Origin of the sequence: Spiroplasma sp. BIUS-1 (assembly GCF_010365805.1) — a bacterium.
Classification (GTDB): Bacteria; Bacillota_I; Bacilli_A; order Mycoplasmatales; family Mycoplasmataceae; genus Spiroplasma_A.
Genome location: NZ_CP048386.1, coordinates 524530 through 542055, shown reverse-complemented (window position 1 = coordinate 542055; position 17526 = coordinate 524530). Strand labels below are relative to the sequence as shown.

The 17526-nt window shown below is 26.8% G+C and carries 17 protein-coding genes; 15 read left to right on the top strand and 2 right to left on the bottom strand.

The genetic code is table 4. The annotated features are described in order from the left end of the window. Window positions 1-105 precede the first annotated feature (105 nt). From SBIUS_RS02575 to SBIUS_RS02530, 10 genes are all read left to right on the top strand, one after another. Window positions 106-2895 carry a hypothetical protein gene (locus tag SBIUS_RS02575; protein WP_162684943.1) on the top strand — a complete coding sequence of 930 codons (2790 nt, stop codon included), beginning with the start codon at window positions 106-108 and terminating at the stop codon, window positions 2893-2895. 22 nt (window positions 2896-2917) lie between these two features. Beyond that, entirely contained in the window at window positions 2918-3664 is a 747-nt protein-coding gene (locus SBIUS_RS02570) for a hypothetical protein (RefSeq protein ID WP_162684942.1), read from the top strand. A gap of 164 nt (window positions 3665-3828) precedes the next feature. Next, a complete protein-coding gene (locus tag SBIUS_RS02565; protein ID WP_162684941.1) occupies window positions 3829-5571 on the top strand; it encodes a hypothetical protein in 1743 nt (580 codons plus the stop codon). 191 nt (window positions 5572-5762) lie between these two features. After that, window positions 5763-6542 carry a hypothetical protein gene (locus tag SBIUS_RS02560; protein WP_162684940.1) on the top strand — a complete coding sequence of 260 codons (780 nt, stop codon included), beginning with the start codon at window positions 5763-5765 and terminating at the stop codon, window positions 6540-6542. A 163-nt stretch (window positions 6543-6705) separates the two neighbouring features. Then, window positions 6706-7293 (top strand): NAD(P)H-dependent oxidoreductase, encoded by a 588-nt coding sequence (locus SBIUS_RS02555; protein ID WP_162685271.1) that lies wholly within the window; start codon window positions 6706-6708, stop codon window positions 7291-7293. Window positions 7294-7402: 109 nt separating this feature from the next. Further along, window positions 7403-7957: a hypothetical protein gene (locus tag SBIUS_RS02550; protein WP_162684939.1), complete on the top strand. Its 555-nt coding sequence runs from the start codon at window positions 7403-7405 to the stop codon at window positions 7955-7957. 310 nt (window positions 7958-8267) lie between these two features. Then, on the top strand, window positions 8268-8501 hold the full coding sequence (locus SBIUS_RS02545) for a hypothetical protein (RefSeq protein WP_162684938.1): 234 nt from the start codon (window positions 8268-8270) through the stop codon (window positions 8499-8501). A 97-nt stretch (window positions 8502-8598) separates the two neighbouring features. Next, the gene (locus SBIUS_RS02540) at window positions 8599-8880 is read left to right on the top strand and encodes a hypothetical protein (protein WP_162684937.1); all 282 of its coding nucleotides are present in this window, start codon (window positions 8599-8601) and stop codon (window positions 8878-8880) included. A 28-nt stretch (window positions 8881-8908) separates the two neighbouring features. Then, window positions 8909-9502: a ribosome biogenesis GTP-binding protein YihA/YsxC gene (gene yihA / locus SBIUS_RS02535; RefSeq protein ID WP_162684936.1), complete on the top strand. Its 594-nt coding sequence runs from the start codon at window positions 8909-8911 to the stop codon at window positions 9500-9502. Between the two features lie 22 nt (window positions 9503-9524). After that, window positions 9525-10646 carry an AEC family transporter gene (locus SBIUS_RS02530; protein ID WP_162684935.1) on the top strand — a complete coding sequence of 374 codons (1122 nt, stop codon included), beginning with the start codon at window positions 9525-9527 and terminating at the stop codon, window positions 10644-10646. 32 nt (window positions 10647-10678) lie between these two features. Here SBIUS_RS02530 and SBIUS_RS02525 read toward each other — a convergent pair whose 3' ends face one another. Beyond that, window positions 10679-11326, bottom strand: coding sequence for a nitroreductase family protein (locus SBIUS_RS02525; protein WP_162684934.1), 648 nt, complete (start codon window positions 11324-11326; stop codon window positions 10679-10681). A gap of 274 nt (window positions 11327-11600) precedes the next feature. Between SBIUS_RS02525 and SBIUS_RS02520 the strand changes: the two genes are divergently transcribed. The 4 genes from SBIUS_RS02520 to SBIUS_RS02505 all read left to right on the top strand — a co-directional run bounded on the left by SBIUS_RS02520 (window position 11601) and on the right by SBIUS_RS02505 (window position 15176). Continuing rightward, entirely contained in the window at window positions 11601-12467 is an 867-nt protein-coding gene (locus SBIUS_RS02520; protein WP_162684933.1) for an HAD family hydrolase, read from the top strand. A gap of 92 nt (window positions 12468-12559) precedes the next feature. Beyond that, on the top strand, window positions 12560-13264 hold the full coding sequence (locus SBIUS_RS02515; RefSeq protein WP_162684932.1) for an ABC transporter ATP-binding protein: 705 nt from the start codon (window positions 12560-12562) through the stop codon (window positions 13262-13264). Further along, complete coding sequence (locus tag SBIUS_RS02510) at window positions 13264-14154, top strand: ABC transporter permease (RefSeq protein ID WP_162684931.1); 891 nt, start codon at window positions 13264-13266, stop codon at window positions 14152-14154. Before SBIUS_RS02515 ends, SBIUS_RS02510 begins: the two co-directional genes overlap by 1 nt. 98 nt (window positions 14155-14252) lie before the next feature. Then, window positions 14253-15176 carry a Pr6Pr family membrane protein gene (locus SBIUS_RS02505; RefSeq protein ID WP_162684930.1) on the top strand — a complete coding sequence of 308 codons (924 nt, stop codon included), beginning with the start codon at window positions 14253-14255 and terminating at the stop codon, window positions 15174-15176. A gap of 41 nt (window positions 15177-15217) precedes the next feature. On the opposite strand, the gene SBIUS_RS02500 is transcribed toward SBIUS_RS02505, so the two are convergent. Further along, entirely contained in the window at window positions 15218-16054 is an 837-nt protein-coding gene (locus SBIUS_RS02500) for an SDR family oxidoreductase (protein ID WP_162684929.1), read from the bottom strand. Between the two features lie 753 nt (window positions 16055-16807). Here SBIUS_RS02500 and SBIUS_RS02495 point away from each other — a divergent pair. Continuing rightward, window positions 16808-17506 carry a GntR family transcriptional regulator gene (locus tag SBIUS_RS02495; protein WP_162684928.1) on the top strand — a complete coding sequence of 233 codons (699 nt, stop codon included), beginning with the start codon at window positions 16808-16810 and terminating at the stop codon, window positions 17504-17506. Window positions 17507-17526: the final 20 nt, after the last annotated feature.

Sequence of the window (17526 nt, the reverse complement as noted above, 5' to 3'; positions counted from 1 at the left end):
AAAATTCTCTATAATATTTTTGTAGTTTATGCCCTTATGGGCATAAAGGAACTATTAAAAATAGTAATTTATATCAGGAAAAAACTAGGGAAGGAAATTAAAAATATGAAAACTTTATTGACTTTATTAGGAGGAATTACTGTATCAGCTCAACCAGTTGCTTTATTAGCAGAACAAACTGGTGTTTTAAACATGTTTGGCGAAAGAACTACAAAACTTGAAGGTGTTGACAGTGATACTTTTAACTTAGCTACTGGAAACGATGAACAAAATGAAAAATATAATCTAAATGCAAAAAGAAATAAAAACTATGGAATTGGTTTGATGAAAGAAGCGCAAGGTAAAGATGCTAGTTTTTTAAAAAAGAATTTAGCAATCTTTAAATACTCTGATCCTAATAGTGGTAAAGAAGAGGTTATATATAATATGGCCGTATCTGCAACTAATGGTTCAGGTGAAAATTTAAAGTCATTTATAATTAAAAATGATAAAAATGATGGTTATGTTAGTGTTGAAAGTGATGTTTCAACTTCTGAAACTTCATACAATGCATCAACTACAGCTTTTTCATCTATTTATAACAGATTGGGGCGTAAAGATTATAAAACAAAATATTTAGCATACGCTGATAATAATGTGGGTAAAAATAAAAAAATAAATATACTAGATATAGAGCCTGATGCTGTTAACAAAGATAAAAAATTACAACTTGACATGCCGAATGAATTTAGTGAATCTGCTCAGGTTTTGAAGGTTTATGCACCAACAAGACAATTAAATGACTCAAGTAAAGATAATCATATTTATATGTTTTTCACATCTGAAAGTAAATATTTTGTGACAAGTTATGATTTAAATGACTGTTTTACAGAAAATAATACTAATGGTAACCTTGATTCTTCGAGAATGGGAAATGTTAAAGTGATGACTCAAGAACTTCCATCAATACCTACTAACCCTAGAAATATAAATTTTTCACTTGGTAATGATAATCAAGTTACTTTAAACTTTATGTCAGGTGCTGATTTTTATTCTTATAGTATAGTGAAAGGTCAAGATCCTATAAATAATGTTATTACTAACTTTGATAAACAAGAAATAACTTATATTACAAACACTGATCATAGAGGTTCTGGCGATTCTCAACAAACTATTTTTGCGGCAACTGATTCAAATAATGAAGAAGCAATTTATTATATGGATGGAAATAAAATGGTTAAACTTTTTGAATTACTTCCTCAAAAATTTACAGAAAAATATAAAGAAAAGGATGTCTATGAAGATAAAGGTGTTAATGGATTTTATTCATATTATGATGAAATAAATAGAAATTACAATATTGTAGTTACTACCAACCAATCTATTTATCAGTATTCTTACAAAAACCCTCAAAACATGATTTCTGGAGGAGTTGCTAGAAAAATATTATTTTTAGATTCTCCATTGAACATAATTGGAAAACCTGGTATTTCTATTCTAAATAATAGTATTGTTTATTCTGGGGATAAACTAGAATATTCTTTCAAGAATATAATTGAAAATAATGAACCAATTTATACTTCTCAAGTTTTTGAAAAATTAGATTTAAAAACTCTTCAAACAAATCCATTTTATTATAATGCTAATAGAAATTTTGATAAAAGACAGGATTATGTTGATGATTTTAAAAATCAGCTTTCTTATAGTTTAAGAGGTTTTGATGAAAAAGGTCCTGAAAGTAAAGTTAAAAATCCAATCATATCTCAACAAAAAATTAGAGATATATTTGCAGGTTCTAAATTGGGTACTGATTACAATATTGAAATTACAGATAGTAATTTAATACCTGAAAATAGATATGGTCAAATTCAAGAAAGCGGAAATGTAACTATTAGCAATATAGAATCATCTAACACTTCAAGATTTAGAAATTCATTTTTACAATCTTCAACTACAAATTATATAAATAGATTTGATTTATCAAATACTGATTTGTGATTCCCTTGAGAAGATGGACATGAGGTGTCTTTTGATGATTACAATAGTATGATTGGTTGAGTTTATAATTCTATTCAAGACTCTTTAGAAAAATTATCTGGATTTGAAAATGAAATTCTATGAAAAGAGTTTGATGATGTATGAGAAATAAATGATTGATACTCTAACTCTGAGGAACTTGATAGTTGAGATTCTGGATGAGGCTTTACAAACGGTAATGTTTTACCTGATCCTGAATCTGGATTTTACACACTTGAAGGAATAAAGTTGAGACCTAAAGCAAAAGATTCTCAATTAAGTAATGATTTCTTATTTATTGGTTCTGGTGAAGAATTTATAAATCTTCCAAAGTTAAAAGTTAAAATGAATATAAAAGATAATGATTTTGGTAAAAAAGATAACATAGTAAATAAGATCGATTTAAATTCAAAAGTTAAGGAAGTTCAAAATTTACAATTTAATGGTATTGGACTAACTACAGAAACTAAAGGTTTATCTGGAGAAAAAAACTTAAAACAAATTCAAAGAAGGCTAAATAAACATAGATTATTAGATCCGGGTATTGGTTTGGATATTATAGAAAATAAAAATTATAACTTATCTGCAAATAGTTCAAAGTTAACTGTTAGAATGTTTGACAGAGCTTTTGAGTATAGTAAAAACCCTTTAATAGAGTCTTCACAGATTGATGGATTTAATTATATAACTATTGAAGTTACAATTTACGGATTAAAAGCTCCAAGTTCAATGCCTAGATGAGTTACACCTGTTTTAGCATTTGGTGGAATGTCAATTATTATTCTTTTAATAATGTCAACATGATTCATTTCACGTAAACGATTCTATAAATCAGCTGTAGGTAAAGAAGCTGCAAAAATTGCACAAGCTAAACGTAGAGAAGAAAAAAATAAAAAATAAGTATAAGGGAGGATAATTTTATATGAAAAAATTATTGACAATTTTAGGAACATTAAGTATATCTGTACCTGTTACTTTAAGTGTTTCTGCATTTAGTATTAATGAAAATCAAAACTATCAAAATCTTGAAACTTCTTTATGATCAAGTTCTGATTACTTGAAAGATCTTGTTAAAACAGGAGAAAGTTTCGCTGTTTGGTCTGGAAAGTATGAAGATATTGATTTTGATTATATTATGGTGGCAGATCAAAAAAGTGTTTATGTTTATCTACCAAATAGTGAAGGAAAAATAGAAAAAAAAGAAATTATAACCGGTTTAGAAAAACCTTACAGAGTTGTATATAACCAAATTTTAATATATAAAAATGAACTTTATGTATCATATTTTTCACAAGGAAATATGCTAATGTACAAAAGTAAGACAGTTTTAAATGAAGAATTTTTCAAATCTTCTAGAGATATTTCTAAGTTGGAGGTACAAGATGAATTCCAATTAACAACCTCAACTCCAAAATCAACTTATTTTGATTCAGAAAATGGATATATTATTTTCTCTGATGGGAGTACATCATCTATATATAACTTTTTCTCAAAGAAAGCATTACATGAAAATGTTTTATCTAATTTTTTAGATTTTGATGAGCAACAAAGAAAAATAATGAGTTTTGGAGATGATGAAACAAATTTACTTGTTTTAAATTCAAAAAAACAAATCCAAATCTTGTTAAAGTATCTAAGTCTGGTAATAGTAGTGTTGCAACTGATTTAAATATTAAAAACGCAAGTGGTATTGAAAAGTTCGATAATAATAATATTCTTGTTTCTGTTGGAAATAAGATATATAAAATACAAAATGACGAACTAAATAAAAATTTTGCTTTAAAAGAAGAGTGACTTTATAAAACTGTAGATGAAGTAAAAGAAATATCTAACATGAAAATTAATGGGGATAAAATTGAAGTAACATCTGAAAAAGGTATTCAAGTTTATTCAGGAATAAATGATGATACAAAAGATAAATTGACTCTTGAATCTTCAATAGCGGATGGTGATCTTTCATTTACAACTTCTTATAAAACACAAAACGGAACTTACTATTTAAAAGACGATAGAAGCAGTATAGGTTATTCAAGAGGTTGAGTTGCAGAAAATACAATAAATGTAACAAAAGCTTTAGAAAACAGTATTAATGCAGCAGCTTCAAGAAAACAAGCAGCGGAAGCTTTAGTTGAAGGATCAAATGGTCAAATCAACTTGAATGAAGCTTATAAACTTTTACCTGATGAAAAAAAATTCGAAACTTTAAATACTAGTTCAAACTTTAATAACTGATATAAAGAAATGAACATTGATTTAACAGGTTCATTTGTTAAATCAGGAAATAGTTTAAAAGTATCTAACTCAGATAAATATATTTTTGAAGTTGGATCAAATGATTCAATATCAACAAGTGTTAGAGTTCAACATGCAATTATAAGTGGAGATGACTTAACAAAAGTTTATGATGATGTTGATAAACAACTTGGAGGAAATCTTAAAGTTGAAAGACAACAACAAATAGACTTAAGTGGAACTACTACTTCAGTTAAAATAAACATTAAAGCAAAAGATGGTTTATTATTACCAAGTGGAATGTCAACAAGCAAAGAAATTGATTTAAATTTCTCAAGTTTTGGAAATGTAGTTGTTGAAGGAGAACTTCCAGCAGCTAGTGAAGAAATTGTTAAAGGTGCATTTGTGGGTGAAACATTTGACTATACTTTAAAAAACTTTAATGGAATTGTAAACCTTAAAAATGCAAAAGGTTTAGAAATAGCAGATGTTACCCCTAACGGAACTGATACAACAGTTAAATTAAAAGTAAAAAACTCAGGAAAAGTAAGTACTGGATTTGACTTAGGAAAAGGTTATGAAACTAAGGCAAGTGTTTCATTAACAGCTTACTCACCAACCATATCTGTAAAAGGATTGGGTTCAAGTGTAAAAGTTAAAGAAGGAAAAGAAGAGAAATTTAAAGTAGAAAATGCACACATGTTTTCTGCAATTAATGTAAATGTTGGATCAAACTCTTATGCAGAAGGTGGTTCAAACTCTTCTCAAGCAACAGCTGAATATAAAGATGGTTACATAATAATTACTGGTGGAAAATCTGGAGAAGCAGTTGATTTAACAATTAACGCAACTCCAATAAGAGCTGGAGTTACAATTACTCCAATTACTACAAAATTAACAATCTTTACACCAAAACCATTCCCACTATGATTACTAATTTTATTATTAGTATTACTAGTATTATTGTTATCAGGATTTGGTTACTTCATTTGATGAAAATTCTTCAGAAGTGAATTCCAAAAACGTCAACCAAGATATGCGGCTATTGCAGCTGATAAACATGCAGTGGCAAAAGCTAAAAAAACAGAAACAGCTAAAATAACAAGAGACAAAGGTATTGTTAGAAGTGGATTATTTGAAAGAGAGTTAGAATATAACTTAGATAAATTAAATGATCCAGACTATGAATCAAAATACGTTTGAATCAATGAAGGAAAAGTTGAAGATACAGATCCAGTTTTAAATAACTGAGATTCTAAAAAATCTGGAACAAGATCTCCAAACAAAAAAGATCCTCAACTAGAATCAAGACTTCAAAATGTTAAAAAGAATGTTAAAAAATAATTAATCAAAGCACTTATTAAGTGCTTTTTTTATTTTCTAAAAAGTCTTTATTAAAATTTTTTTATCTTTTATCACTAAAAACCTTTATATATTATGATTTGTATAATCAAAATATAATTATCAAAAAACTAAATAAGTATCAATTTAAAAGGTTGGTAGGGTGGGATTGTCGAAAGAAAGGTAATTATTATATGTTAAAACTACTAAGTTTAATTGGTTCGTTATCTTTGACTTCATCAGCAGCTATGCCGTTGAGTCAAAATGTAATAAATTTAAATAATGTAGCAAAACAAGGATTTGATATAAGTGCCTTAAATGGTACTGTAAGAACACAAAGATATGATTATGAACAAGAAAATTTATATTTATTTGAACTTACAGCATTAGCACATGCGATGACTATCATTAATAAAGCTTCTGGTATTCAACTTGATTGACCAGATCTTGAAATAGTATCATCATTTAATATGAATGAAAATAGAGATTTAACTGACGCAGATGTATTGGGACGAAATGGAGCTGGAACAACTTTCATTAAAGTTACATTAGTTGCAACTGAGTCAGGGTTTGAAAAAGGTGTATATGGAGAAATGAATTATATCTTCAAAATGGTACATGAATCTTTACAGTTAGAAATTTATGAAAATTTATTTGCTGGAGTTGTTGTGCAACAAATTTGAGAAGCAGACAAAATAGTTGGAGCCTTAAGAGGTCGTATAGTTTGACCTATTATTGGTGAATTTACTAGGTATCCAACTTTTGGTAGTCCTGAAAGTGTTGGAAATCCATTATATGCAACAAAACTTTCTGATGGACAAACATTCACAGAAGAAGATTATGAGAAAATGGAACCAGGTTCAAAAATTGGACTTTCAACTATTTTTTATGCAACTAGTGAAGGGAAAAGAAGAGGTGTCACTGGAGCTTTCCGAGTTAACTTTGTTTTTGTAAAAACTATTATTTGCTGTTAATTCTTCAAGAATAAAATTAATTTAATATGAAAATTATAAAAGAGATTTGTTAAAAGCTTATCTCTTTTTTATTTTCTAAAAAATGCTTAAACATTGCTTTATTTACTTTTTTTTACCCTCTAAAAAGTGTATTATTATATAAATAAGACAAAGGGGTAAATAAATGAAAACAGTTATAGTTATTGCTAATCCAAAACCAGAAAGCTTCAATCATGCGATTGCAGATTCTGTTATTGAAGGATTAAAAAAAGCAAATAAAGAATATGAAGTTTGAGATTTAAATAAAATGAACTTCAACCCAGTTATTACAAAAGAAGAATTTCAAGCATTTGGATATGCTCAATATGATCCAAACTTAGAACACTTTATTGATGTTCTACAAAATGATTGTGATCAAATAGTATTTGTCTATCCAATAATTTTCTTTGAAATGCCAGCTATTTTAAAAGGATTCTTTGATAGAGTGTTTATTGGAACACTTATCAAAGATGGTGACAATCCAGTGGATTGAAAACCATCAATTAACATTGAAAAAACATTTGTAATTGAAACATCACTTGGAAACATGTGAGATATCATTACAAACCAATCAAAAAAACAAACTGATGCTCTAACAGCACAAGTTTTAAGAAGAATGGGATTATACAACCCAATTATTGAAACATACAAAAGTATTGGTGAGTCAACTTTAGAAGAGCGTCAAGCGTTCTTAAAAGGTTTAGAAATACAATTTTCTAGATTTGATGTTTAATTATAAGAGATCAATTTTGATCTCTTTTTTTTAATCTAACAATTATTTTTAAAGGGTTTTATTAAAACTTTTAATTGTTATAATAAAAAAAGTAAAAGGGGTTTTTAATATGAATAGCAAAGATCTTATGGTTATCATAATAGTTTCTATTTGATTGCTAGCAACTCTTATAACTGGTCTTTTAGCTTTAATATTTAAAGATAAATATAAAAACTTTAAATTAAAAAGCGATGAAGTAAATAAACAGTTAAAAGAAGCAAAAGAAAACTTTAAATTACAAGAAGTTAAAATAGACTATGATTTACCAAGTGGAGAAAAAGCCTATTACTTTAACGATCAAGTTAAGTTAAACAAAGTTGAAATTAAAAACAAAAAAGCTAAAGAAAACTACAAAAAAGAAATAAAAGAATCTGACTTAAAATGTAGCATTTATGTAACAAATAAAAGAGTTATGGTCAGATTAAATGATAAATATTTACAATATAAAGTAGAAAATTTAGTAAAATGTCATTATTTTTTAAAATATTTCAAAAAAAATTGAAATTTTTTAATTTTTTTTGAAATAAATGACGATAAATATAGTGTAGAGGAATATGGCTTTGACCTATTACTGGCACTAAATGAAATTTCTAAGAAAGAAGGGAAAAGTCATGCCTCTATCTAGTTTATTAACTAGTAGTGTTATTACAGGATTTGTTTTTGTCATAATTACTTCCATTGCATTAGCATTCTATTTTTCATCTTTTTATAAGAGGATCTGAAAGATGAAAAAAATCTGACCAGAAAACAAATTTGTTAACACAAAGTGAATTAATTTTTTTAAATTTTATATGTTTTATTCATTCATAATATTTTTTATATTCATGACAGTGTTTTTCACTTGTTGCTTAGTTTTTAGCGAAATAAAAATACTAAGCAAATTATTCACACTGTTTTACCTTATATATACAATCCAAATATTTACAATAATTATATTGTTAAATAATAAACAAAATTCTTTAGTAGCTTTTCAATATGAAGACAAACTAGTTCTTTATAATGAAGTTATAGAATTAAACAAAATTGTTGAGATTAGTCATAATCTCAAAAGAACAACTATTTTCATTACATTTAAAGACGATAATGACTTAGAAGATATAATAAGACTCAATTATAATTGGAAGTTATTTGATTATTTAAAAGCTTTAAACTTAAAAATAAACTTTTAAATGAATAAAAATGTTTTATAATTACTTTATATAGTCAAGAGGTACTTATAAAATGTTAGAGAAATTTTTAAATAAGAATGAAAAAAAACTTTTTTCTGTGAAGACTTTAAAAAAAATCAAAAGACAAGATTTTAGAAGTTATTTAGACATGGAAGAAACTATTTTAGAGTCAATGAAACAACAATTTGAAAAAGAAAATAATTATAATAATAGAGTATTACAAACAAGAATTGTTAATCAACAACACTTTGTTGATACTTTAAATAAGTATTATAACGAAGTTCTTTTGAAAAGAAGAGAAGTAATCAAAGACGAAACTGATTACATCACACAAGAATTTGAAGATATGTTAAAAGAATATATCAAAATTCAAAAATAATAAAAATAAAAGTGGAGAAGAGTACATTATGATAAAACAAGCTAAATTTATTACATCAGCTGCAAACAAAAGTGGTTGATTAAAGGATAACATTCCTGAAGTTTGTTTTATTGGTAGAAGTAATGTAGGAAAATCCACTTTTATTAATGCATTAACAAATCAAAACAAACTTGCAAAAACATCTTCAACTCCAGGTAAAACTAGATTACTAAATTTCTTTGATATTAATAATGGTGAGTTTAGAATTGTTGATGCACCAGGTTATGGTTATGCAAGAGTAAATCATGATCAGAAATTAGCTTTTGCTAAAATGATGGATGAGTACCTTACAAACAGACCTGAATTAAAATTCATTTGTCAGTTAGTGGATTTAAGACATAAACCAACAAATGATGACAAAGAAATGTATAATTTCTTTAAACACCATAACATTAGAGTTTTCATAGTTGCTACAAAAAGGGATAAATGCAAAAAAAACGATATTGTTAAAAATGAAAAAATAATAAAACAAACTTTAGAGTTTGATGAAAACGATAAATTTTTATCAATTTCATCAACAGAAAAAAATAATTTAGATAAAGTTTATTCAATTTTCAAAGAGTTATTTGAAAATAATCAATAATCTAAGATATGAGGGGTAGTTTATGTTGTTGACAAGTTCTTGAAATGAAGTATTAAAAGTAATTTCAAACTTTAATTTTTGAAGTATATTGCTTGCAGCTTCTTTTGTAATCTTTCTTGGGTTTATCTTTCAAAAGAAAAGCTTAATTTTTAAAGATTGAGAAAAAGTGGTTGTTAAAATTATTCTATATGCAGCATTGCCTGCATTAGCTTTAAAAAGCTTTTTGGTTGATCTTAACCCAAAAGATATGGGTGAAGCAATTACAATAGCTGTCATTGGTATTATCTTTTATACAAGTCTTACTTTTGGTTCTAAATACTTTTTTATAAAAAGTAGCAAACCAAGACAAGACACACTTGCTATGAGTGTTGCTTTTTCTTCTGCTGTTTATTTTGGGGTAGCTATTATGAAAGCTATCAATCCAGATGCAGCAATAACTAGCAAAATAGATCTTTACTCTTCATTATTTTTAATAGGTTTTTGAATCTTTATGTTTTCTGCTGCATCAAATATAATGCAAAGAAAATATTTTGAAGAACAAGAAATGCAAGAGGCTTTAATTGGTAAAAAACAAAAAGTTATAAACTTTTTTAAAGTATTTAAAAACCCAATAATAATTGCAACCTTTGTTGGAATATTCTTATGATTATTTCAATTAGTTCCTGGTGTAAAAATTATTAAAGGGGAGTACTCAATAAGTAGAATTGATCAGTATATTCCTGGTGTAAAAGAAATACTTTCAATTCTAGCTCCTTTAGCTAGTCCCTTAGCTTGATTTTCAATGGGAGCAACTCTTGCTAAAAGCGAAATAAAAGAAGCTTTCAAATCTAAAATAGTTTGATGAGCTACTTTTGTAAAATCAATAATTACACCATTAATATGTTTATCTTTATTCATAATAGGTTCACTTATTTTAAAATCAATCAATGGAACTGGATTAAGTTCCTTGGCTATGGTTCTTTGTGTTGCAATTATTGCTTCACCAACTGCAAACACAATAGTTGGTTATGCAGTTCTTTATGACAAGGAACCAAAGTTAGCTTCTCGTGTTGGAACGTTAACGATTTTATTAAGTATAATAATAATTCCTTTCTGAATCTTAACTTCTTCAGCAATTGGGGAAACAAGTATCTTTGGAGGATAAAAAAATATCACTTTATGTGATATTTTTAATTTTTATTTTACAATTTTGTATGCTTTATCAGCAGGTCTTCTTGTTTTTGTAAATGAGTGGTGGAATTCTTGAGTTGTATCAACTTTTCCAACAAACATTCCAACTAATACTTTTTCATTTTTAGTATCAATTAGGTTATGTTTTTCTAAAACTTTTGCTACATCAGCTTGGCTAAATCCTTCACTTGGACAAGTATCTAATCCTAGTTCTTGTGCTGTGTTTAAAACAGTTCCCAGTGATATATATGCTTGTCTTGCAGTTCATTCATCTCTTGTCATTTCAAGTGTTGAAAGAACAGTTCCAGCTCCACCGATCATCATATCTCTGATGTCTTTAAATTCTACTGGAATGTTTCTTTCTACTTGTTCAACAAAGTGAGTTTGAGTTAAGTATTCTTCTCTATAACCAACTCAAATCATAATTCCAGCTGATTGAGTAATACCAAATTGATTTCATCAAGCTTCCTTTAATTCTTCTCTAATTTCTTTGTTTTCAATTAATAAAACTCTAAAAGGTTCTAATCCAAATGAACTTGGTGCAAGTCTTGTTGATTCTAACAATTCTGTTGCTTGTTCATCAGTTAATTTAAAGTCCTCAATATATCTTTTTGCAGAAATTCTATTATTTAATAGTTCTAAACTTTTTGTCATGTTTTTGTTTTTCCTTCCTTAATTTAAAAGACTAAATCTTTATAGTCAAAAAAACTTTAGTTGTCAAAAACTAATATCTTTTAATTATTCAATTTTCTTCAGTAATTAAACCATTTGTCTTTTAAAAAATTTATTTTTTCTAGCAACATAAATAATTTTTAGTAATTTATGTTACATATTGATTATAACCAATATTTTCAAATTACTTCTTTATTTAAAAAGTTTATTTTAAATAAAATCAAGTAAAATATTTTTGTAACAAGGAGTTAAGGATATGGATAAAATTAAAAAAGTTGCAGCCACTGATATGGATGGAACAATTATTTTTGAATGAGATAATGTAAGTGAAAAAAATAAAGAAGAGTTATTAAAGTTCCAAAAAGAATCAAACCACAGTTTGACAATAGTTACTGGAAGAAACTACTTTATGGCAGATTTTGCAGCAAGAGATCTTAAAGTTAAATTACCTGTAATTTGTTCAAATGGAGCATCAGTAATTGATCCAAAAACATTTGAATATGTTGCAAAAAATCATTTTAACAAAGATGAAATGAAAGAAATGTTAGAGTACTTTATAGGAACTGATTTAGATATTTGTATATCAAATGACTTTAGAACTCACTATATCAAAGAAGATGATTGACAAGAACTTTTAAGAGCAAATCAAACAAAAGTTGATTTCTCACATTTTCCAAATGATCAAGTTTTATATCACTATGAAAGTTTAGAAGATTTAATTGAAAACGGACTGGATCATGATGAAAGTTTTCCTGTTCTTGTAATTAACACTCAAACTTTAGATGAACTTGAAATGGTAAGAAAGTTTGTAGAAGAAAAAGATCTTTTAAAACTTGAATTTACAAGAAACGAACAAAACTACAGAGTTGAAATCTTTAAAAAAGATGTAACAAAAAGTTGAGGTTTAAATGCTCTTCTAGAACATTTAAATTTAGAAAAAGAAGATATCCATGTGTTTGGTGATGAACACAATGACTATCGAATGTTTGAAGACTTTCCAAATTGTTATGCAGTAGGCAATGCAATTGATGGTATTAAAGATTTAGCAAAAGAAGTAATCGATACAGTTCAAAATGCTGGTGTTGGTAAAAAGCTAAATGAAATGATTGAAGAGTTTAAATAATTAAAAAAATGGTTTATTGAATACTTTTAAAAATATCAAAATCATTTTTTTATTTTAAATGGTATATTTAATATTTGTAAGGAGAAACAAAGATGCAAACAATAATTGATGTAAAAAATATTTCAAAAGCGTTTGGCAAAAAAATCATCTTCAAAGACTTTAGTTTAGAAATAAAAGAAGGTCAACGTGTAGCTTTAATGGGAGCTAATGGTTGTGGAAAGACAACTTTAGTTGAAATGATAGCTCAATTTAGTAAGCCTGATTCAGGACAAATTGATATAAATTTAAGTGAAAACATAAAACAAGAAATAGGTATTCAACTACAAGAAGGTAGTTGACCTACAGGAATTACTGCACAAAACATGCTAGATTTTTATAAGTCAGTATATCCAAAATTTACAAAAGAGTGAGAACAAAAGCTAAAAGAAGTTTTTGAAATTGACGAGTTCATTAACAGACCACTTAAAAAATTAAGTGGGGGTCAAAGACAAAGATTTAATGCTATGATCTCAATTATGAATAATCCAAAAATAGTTATTTTAGATGAACTTACAACTGGTCTTGATATGGAATTACAATTTAAAATAATTGATTTCTTTACAAAAAATACAAAAGAATTCAAACAAACTTTATTGTTAGTTTCACATCACCCAGAAGAAGTAGAAGAAATGTGTGATCGTTTAGTTGTTATAAAAGATAGTGCAATTTGATATGATGATTCAATTGAAAATACAATTAAAAAACACAAATCAGTTAGAGAACTTATGAACAAATTCTTTAAAGGAGAAAATAAATAATGGAAAATAACAAAAAAGTAGCTAACTTTAATGCTAAAAAGCAATTAAGTATTTTTAACAATTTATCATTATTACTTACAAAGTCTTTTATTAAAGAACCAAAATCAATTATATTTATGATATTTGTTCCAATTTTCTTTAGTGTGATGTTCTTCTTTATAATGGGTGCAAAAGTCGAAGGTCAAAAATATGGAATTTTATTCTCATATACTTTATTACCTTCAATGACTTGTTTAACTCTATTAGCTCCAGCTGTTGTTGAGTGAAAAAACTCAGTATTTCTAAAAAGAATTGATATAACTGGAATTAAAAAATCTATGTTTATTGCAGCGCTTTGATTTGTATATCTTGTTGCTGGAATCATTTCATTTTTTATAATGATGATATTTAATTTAATCTTTTCAGAAATAAGTAGATTAATGGATAGTACAAATGAATTATCATTTGCTCAACTTTTAGGAAAAGTGAATTGAGGTTATATGTTATTATCAATGATTTTAATTACATTAACTTCAATTGCTCTTGCAACTATGTTTGGAGGACTTTTCAGTTCTGTTGGATCAATGCAAGGTATGATAATGATGATTTACTTTTTCAGTATATTCTTATCAGGAATAATGCTTCCTCCAGAAGCATTCGAAACAAGTAAGGGAATGATAATATTTACTTACTTTATTCCTCACAAATACAGTGTCTTTTTATTCTTATATGCAACCAGAGGTTGAGCAGATAAAGGATGAGATAGTGGATTTAACAACCACAATGTTAATGGTGAATTTATTGGAAGAGACTTTAGTGCAACATGACAACCAGTTCTTGGTGCTTTAATGATACTTGCACTATTATTTACAATTACTACATTTACTTTTAAATGAACTGCAAAAAAATAAAAACATTTACACTTTGTAAATGTTTTTTACATTTTAATTGTTTTGAATAACTACACTTATTTGTGAAAAAATAAAAAAGTATTCGGGGATGTAAAATTATGTTTAAAACAAAATGAATAGATTCATGAGAAGCTGAATCTAAATTAAGAGACTGAAGATTTTGATATAAATTATTAGCTGGTATTTTAGTTTTAATTGGAATAACTATGAACTTAAGTGTTGAATTGATAAGTTTATCTGATTCAACTCCAGAAGATTTAAGATGATCTGTTTGACACACAACTTATGGTTCAGGAGAAACGGGGATAGACTATGCGGGTTATCTTGGAAACTTCTTTTCATACTTTACAATTCAAACAAATATACTAGTTGCAATTTGATTCTTTGCAGCTGCTTTCTCACACAAACAAGAAGGGCTTAACTTTATAACAAAAAGTAAAATATCTTATGCTGTTGCAACTTATATAACTATAACTTGTTTAATTTATAACTTCTTATTATTGCCAACTACTTTGAGTATGTCAAAAACAGGTATGGATGCACTTACTTGAACTCATCAACAAATATTGCATACAGTTGTACCAATATTAATGGTTTTGTATGTTTGTTTCTTTATTAAAAGAGATAAAACTCCAACAACAAAGGTTTTTATAAAAAATAACTGATGAATTTATATGATTTATCCATTGCTTTATGGAGTGTTTGCTTTAATAAGAGGAGAGATGAGATATATTTCTGATAAACCAGTTTCAACTCAATATCCATATTTCTTTTTAAATATTCATTTAAATGGAAAATATGGACCAGATGACTATCCAATTCCTGGTTTAAGTATTCCTGGTTGAGCTTGATTTTTAATTGCTATGTCATTGGTAACATTTATCGCAATAGGGTTTTCAGCTATCTTTAACAAAATATATTTTGAAATGTGATTTAAAGATAATTACAAAGATACATTAAAAAAAGATAAAGCAAAAGTTATTAGAGAAATTAACAAAGAATTTATTAAACAGTATAAATAAAAAAAATAACCACTTATTTAAGTGGTTTTTTTGTGTGTTATTTATTGTACGTGTAAATTTGTTGCGTCTTGTTTTAGTTCTTCCATATCTTTTTTAATAGCATTCATTTTATCTTCAGCTTTTTTATAAGAATCTCTTCCTGTAAAGATATGTAATGGAGGTTTTTGATCTCTATAAGTAACATCAATAATAAAGTCACAGTATTTCTCTGGATCTCCATCTTGTTTTTTGTTAAATTTAGCAAGTTGATTGAAGTAAGCGTCTCTAGCTTCTTTATAATCAGATATTTTATCTTCTCCAGTAACCATTGAAGATGACTCTAAGAAGTTTGTTCTAAATCCACCAGGTTTTATACAACTTACTGATATATTCATATCTTTTAGTTCATGGCTTAAAGCTTCAGTTCAACCATCTGTTGCAAATTTAACTGCAGCATAAGTTGAAGTATACGGATCTCCTAAGTAACCTCAAATTGATGCGGTTGTGAAGATATGACCTGATTTTTGATTTCTCATGTATGGTAAAGCAGCACGAGTTGCATTTAGTGTTCCAAAGAAGTTAACTTCAAAACACTTTCTAATTTCTTCATCACTTGACTCTTCGAAAGTTCAAAGTTGTCCATAACCAGCGTTATTTAATAAGATATCGATTGAACCAAATTTATCGACACATTGTTTCATTGCATCATCTAATTGTTTTTGATTAGATAAGTCAATTTTGATAGCCAATAGGTTATCGTTTTCCCCGACTTGTTCAATTATCTTTTCAGGACTTCTACTTGTCGCAACAACACAGTGTCCTTTTTCTAGTAATTTTTTTACAAAGATTAAACCAAAACCTTGACTGGCTCCGGTAATAAATCACACTTTATTTTTCATAATTATTTCACCTCTATATGAATATAATAAAACACTATAGCAACTATAATGCAATAGAAAAATTAAAGTTTTTATATTTTTTTTACTAGGATATTGCCTTTAATCAGTGTGTTGGAAAGAATAGGAAACTAACCAACACCCTCTAATCATAAAAAAAAAAAAAAAAAGCAAAGGGAAAGTTAAAACTTAAAAATATTTTAGTGTTTGAACAAAAAAAGAGGTGATAGATAAAACTATTTTTATTTAGTTTAACTAAAGGTTTTTTAATGTTAAAAAAACCTTATTTTTAGGTCATTTTTTTGAAACAATAAAGATGAAAGAAATAAGTGTTTCTTTCGCAAAAAAACTTATAACTAGTATTTATTTAAAGATCTCAGAAATATCCCTTTTATGTTCTTAAAATAATGAATAAAATAGAAAGAAATTTAATTTAATTTACACAATATCAACTTGTAGTAATTAAAAGATAAATATTAGTAAATAAGATCTTATTTAAAAAAACTTTGCAATTAAACTGATATTCAGGTTTGTTTGGATATCAGTTTTATAATTCTGATAATACTAAATATAATTGTAATCCCACTAGTTGGGATTTTTTTAATGCCTTTTTTAATAAAAACTTATAATCATAGGTCTATTAAGAGATTGTATATAAAGTGATAATAATAGTGGACATTTTTGATAAGTATTAAATTTAAATAGCAAAAACACTTATTACTTTGTATAATTAACTTATACAAGGGTAACTGATTTATGGATAAAAAGTGAGAAATAGTTTTTGATTATTTAATGTATTTAATAAGGGAAAATAAAGTACTTCCTGGAGAAGTTCTTCCCAGTCAGAATATGTTGAAAACCAAGTTTAAATATTCAGAACAACCAATTAGAATAGCTTTTAATAAGCTAATAGAGTTAAAAATTGTTAAACCAGTTAACGGAAAAGGTTTTGTTGTTCAAGATAAAATTTCAAATAACTTATTGTTTAGTTTCAGAGAATTATTTCCTGGATCTGAAAGTGTTTATACAAGCATTGAAGAAGTTATTTGTTCAAAAGAAATTAAAGAGAAAAGTGGATATTTACTTGGTAGCAGACTGTTTAAATTTAGATGTGTTAGAAAAACAAAAGAAAAAGATTTAATTCTTTTTCAAGAAAGTTTTGTACCAGAAGAAAAATTTAAAAATTTATCACTAGATGTTTTAAATGAAATTGGTCTAATGCAATTTATTGAAAAGAATACAAGTTCAATTGTAAGTCACTCATCAAAGAAAATTTCTTTCATTACAAATGCAAAACCTTTACTAGAGGAGTTTGAATTAAAATATGATGAAATTGATGGATTAATTTTAGATGAAGGTATGGTTTATGATATTTTTGGTGAAACCTTAGAATATCGTAAAAGCTACTATCAACCAAAATTCTTCTCTTGAGACTTTATTGAATGAAGAAAATAGATTCAAGAAAGGTACTAAGT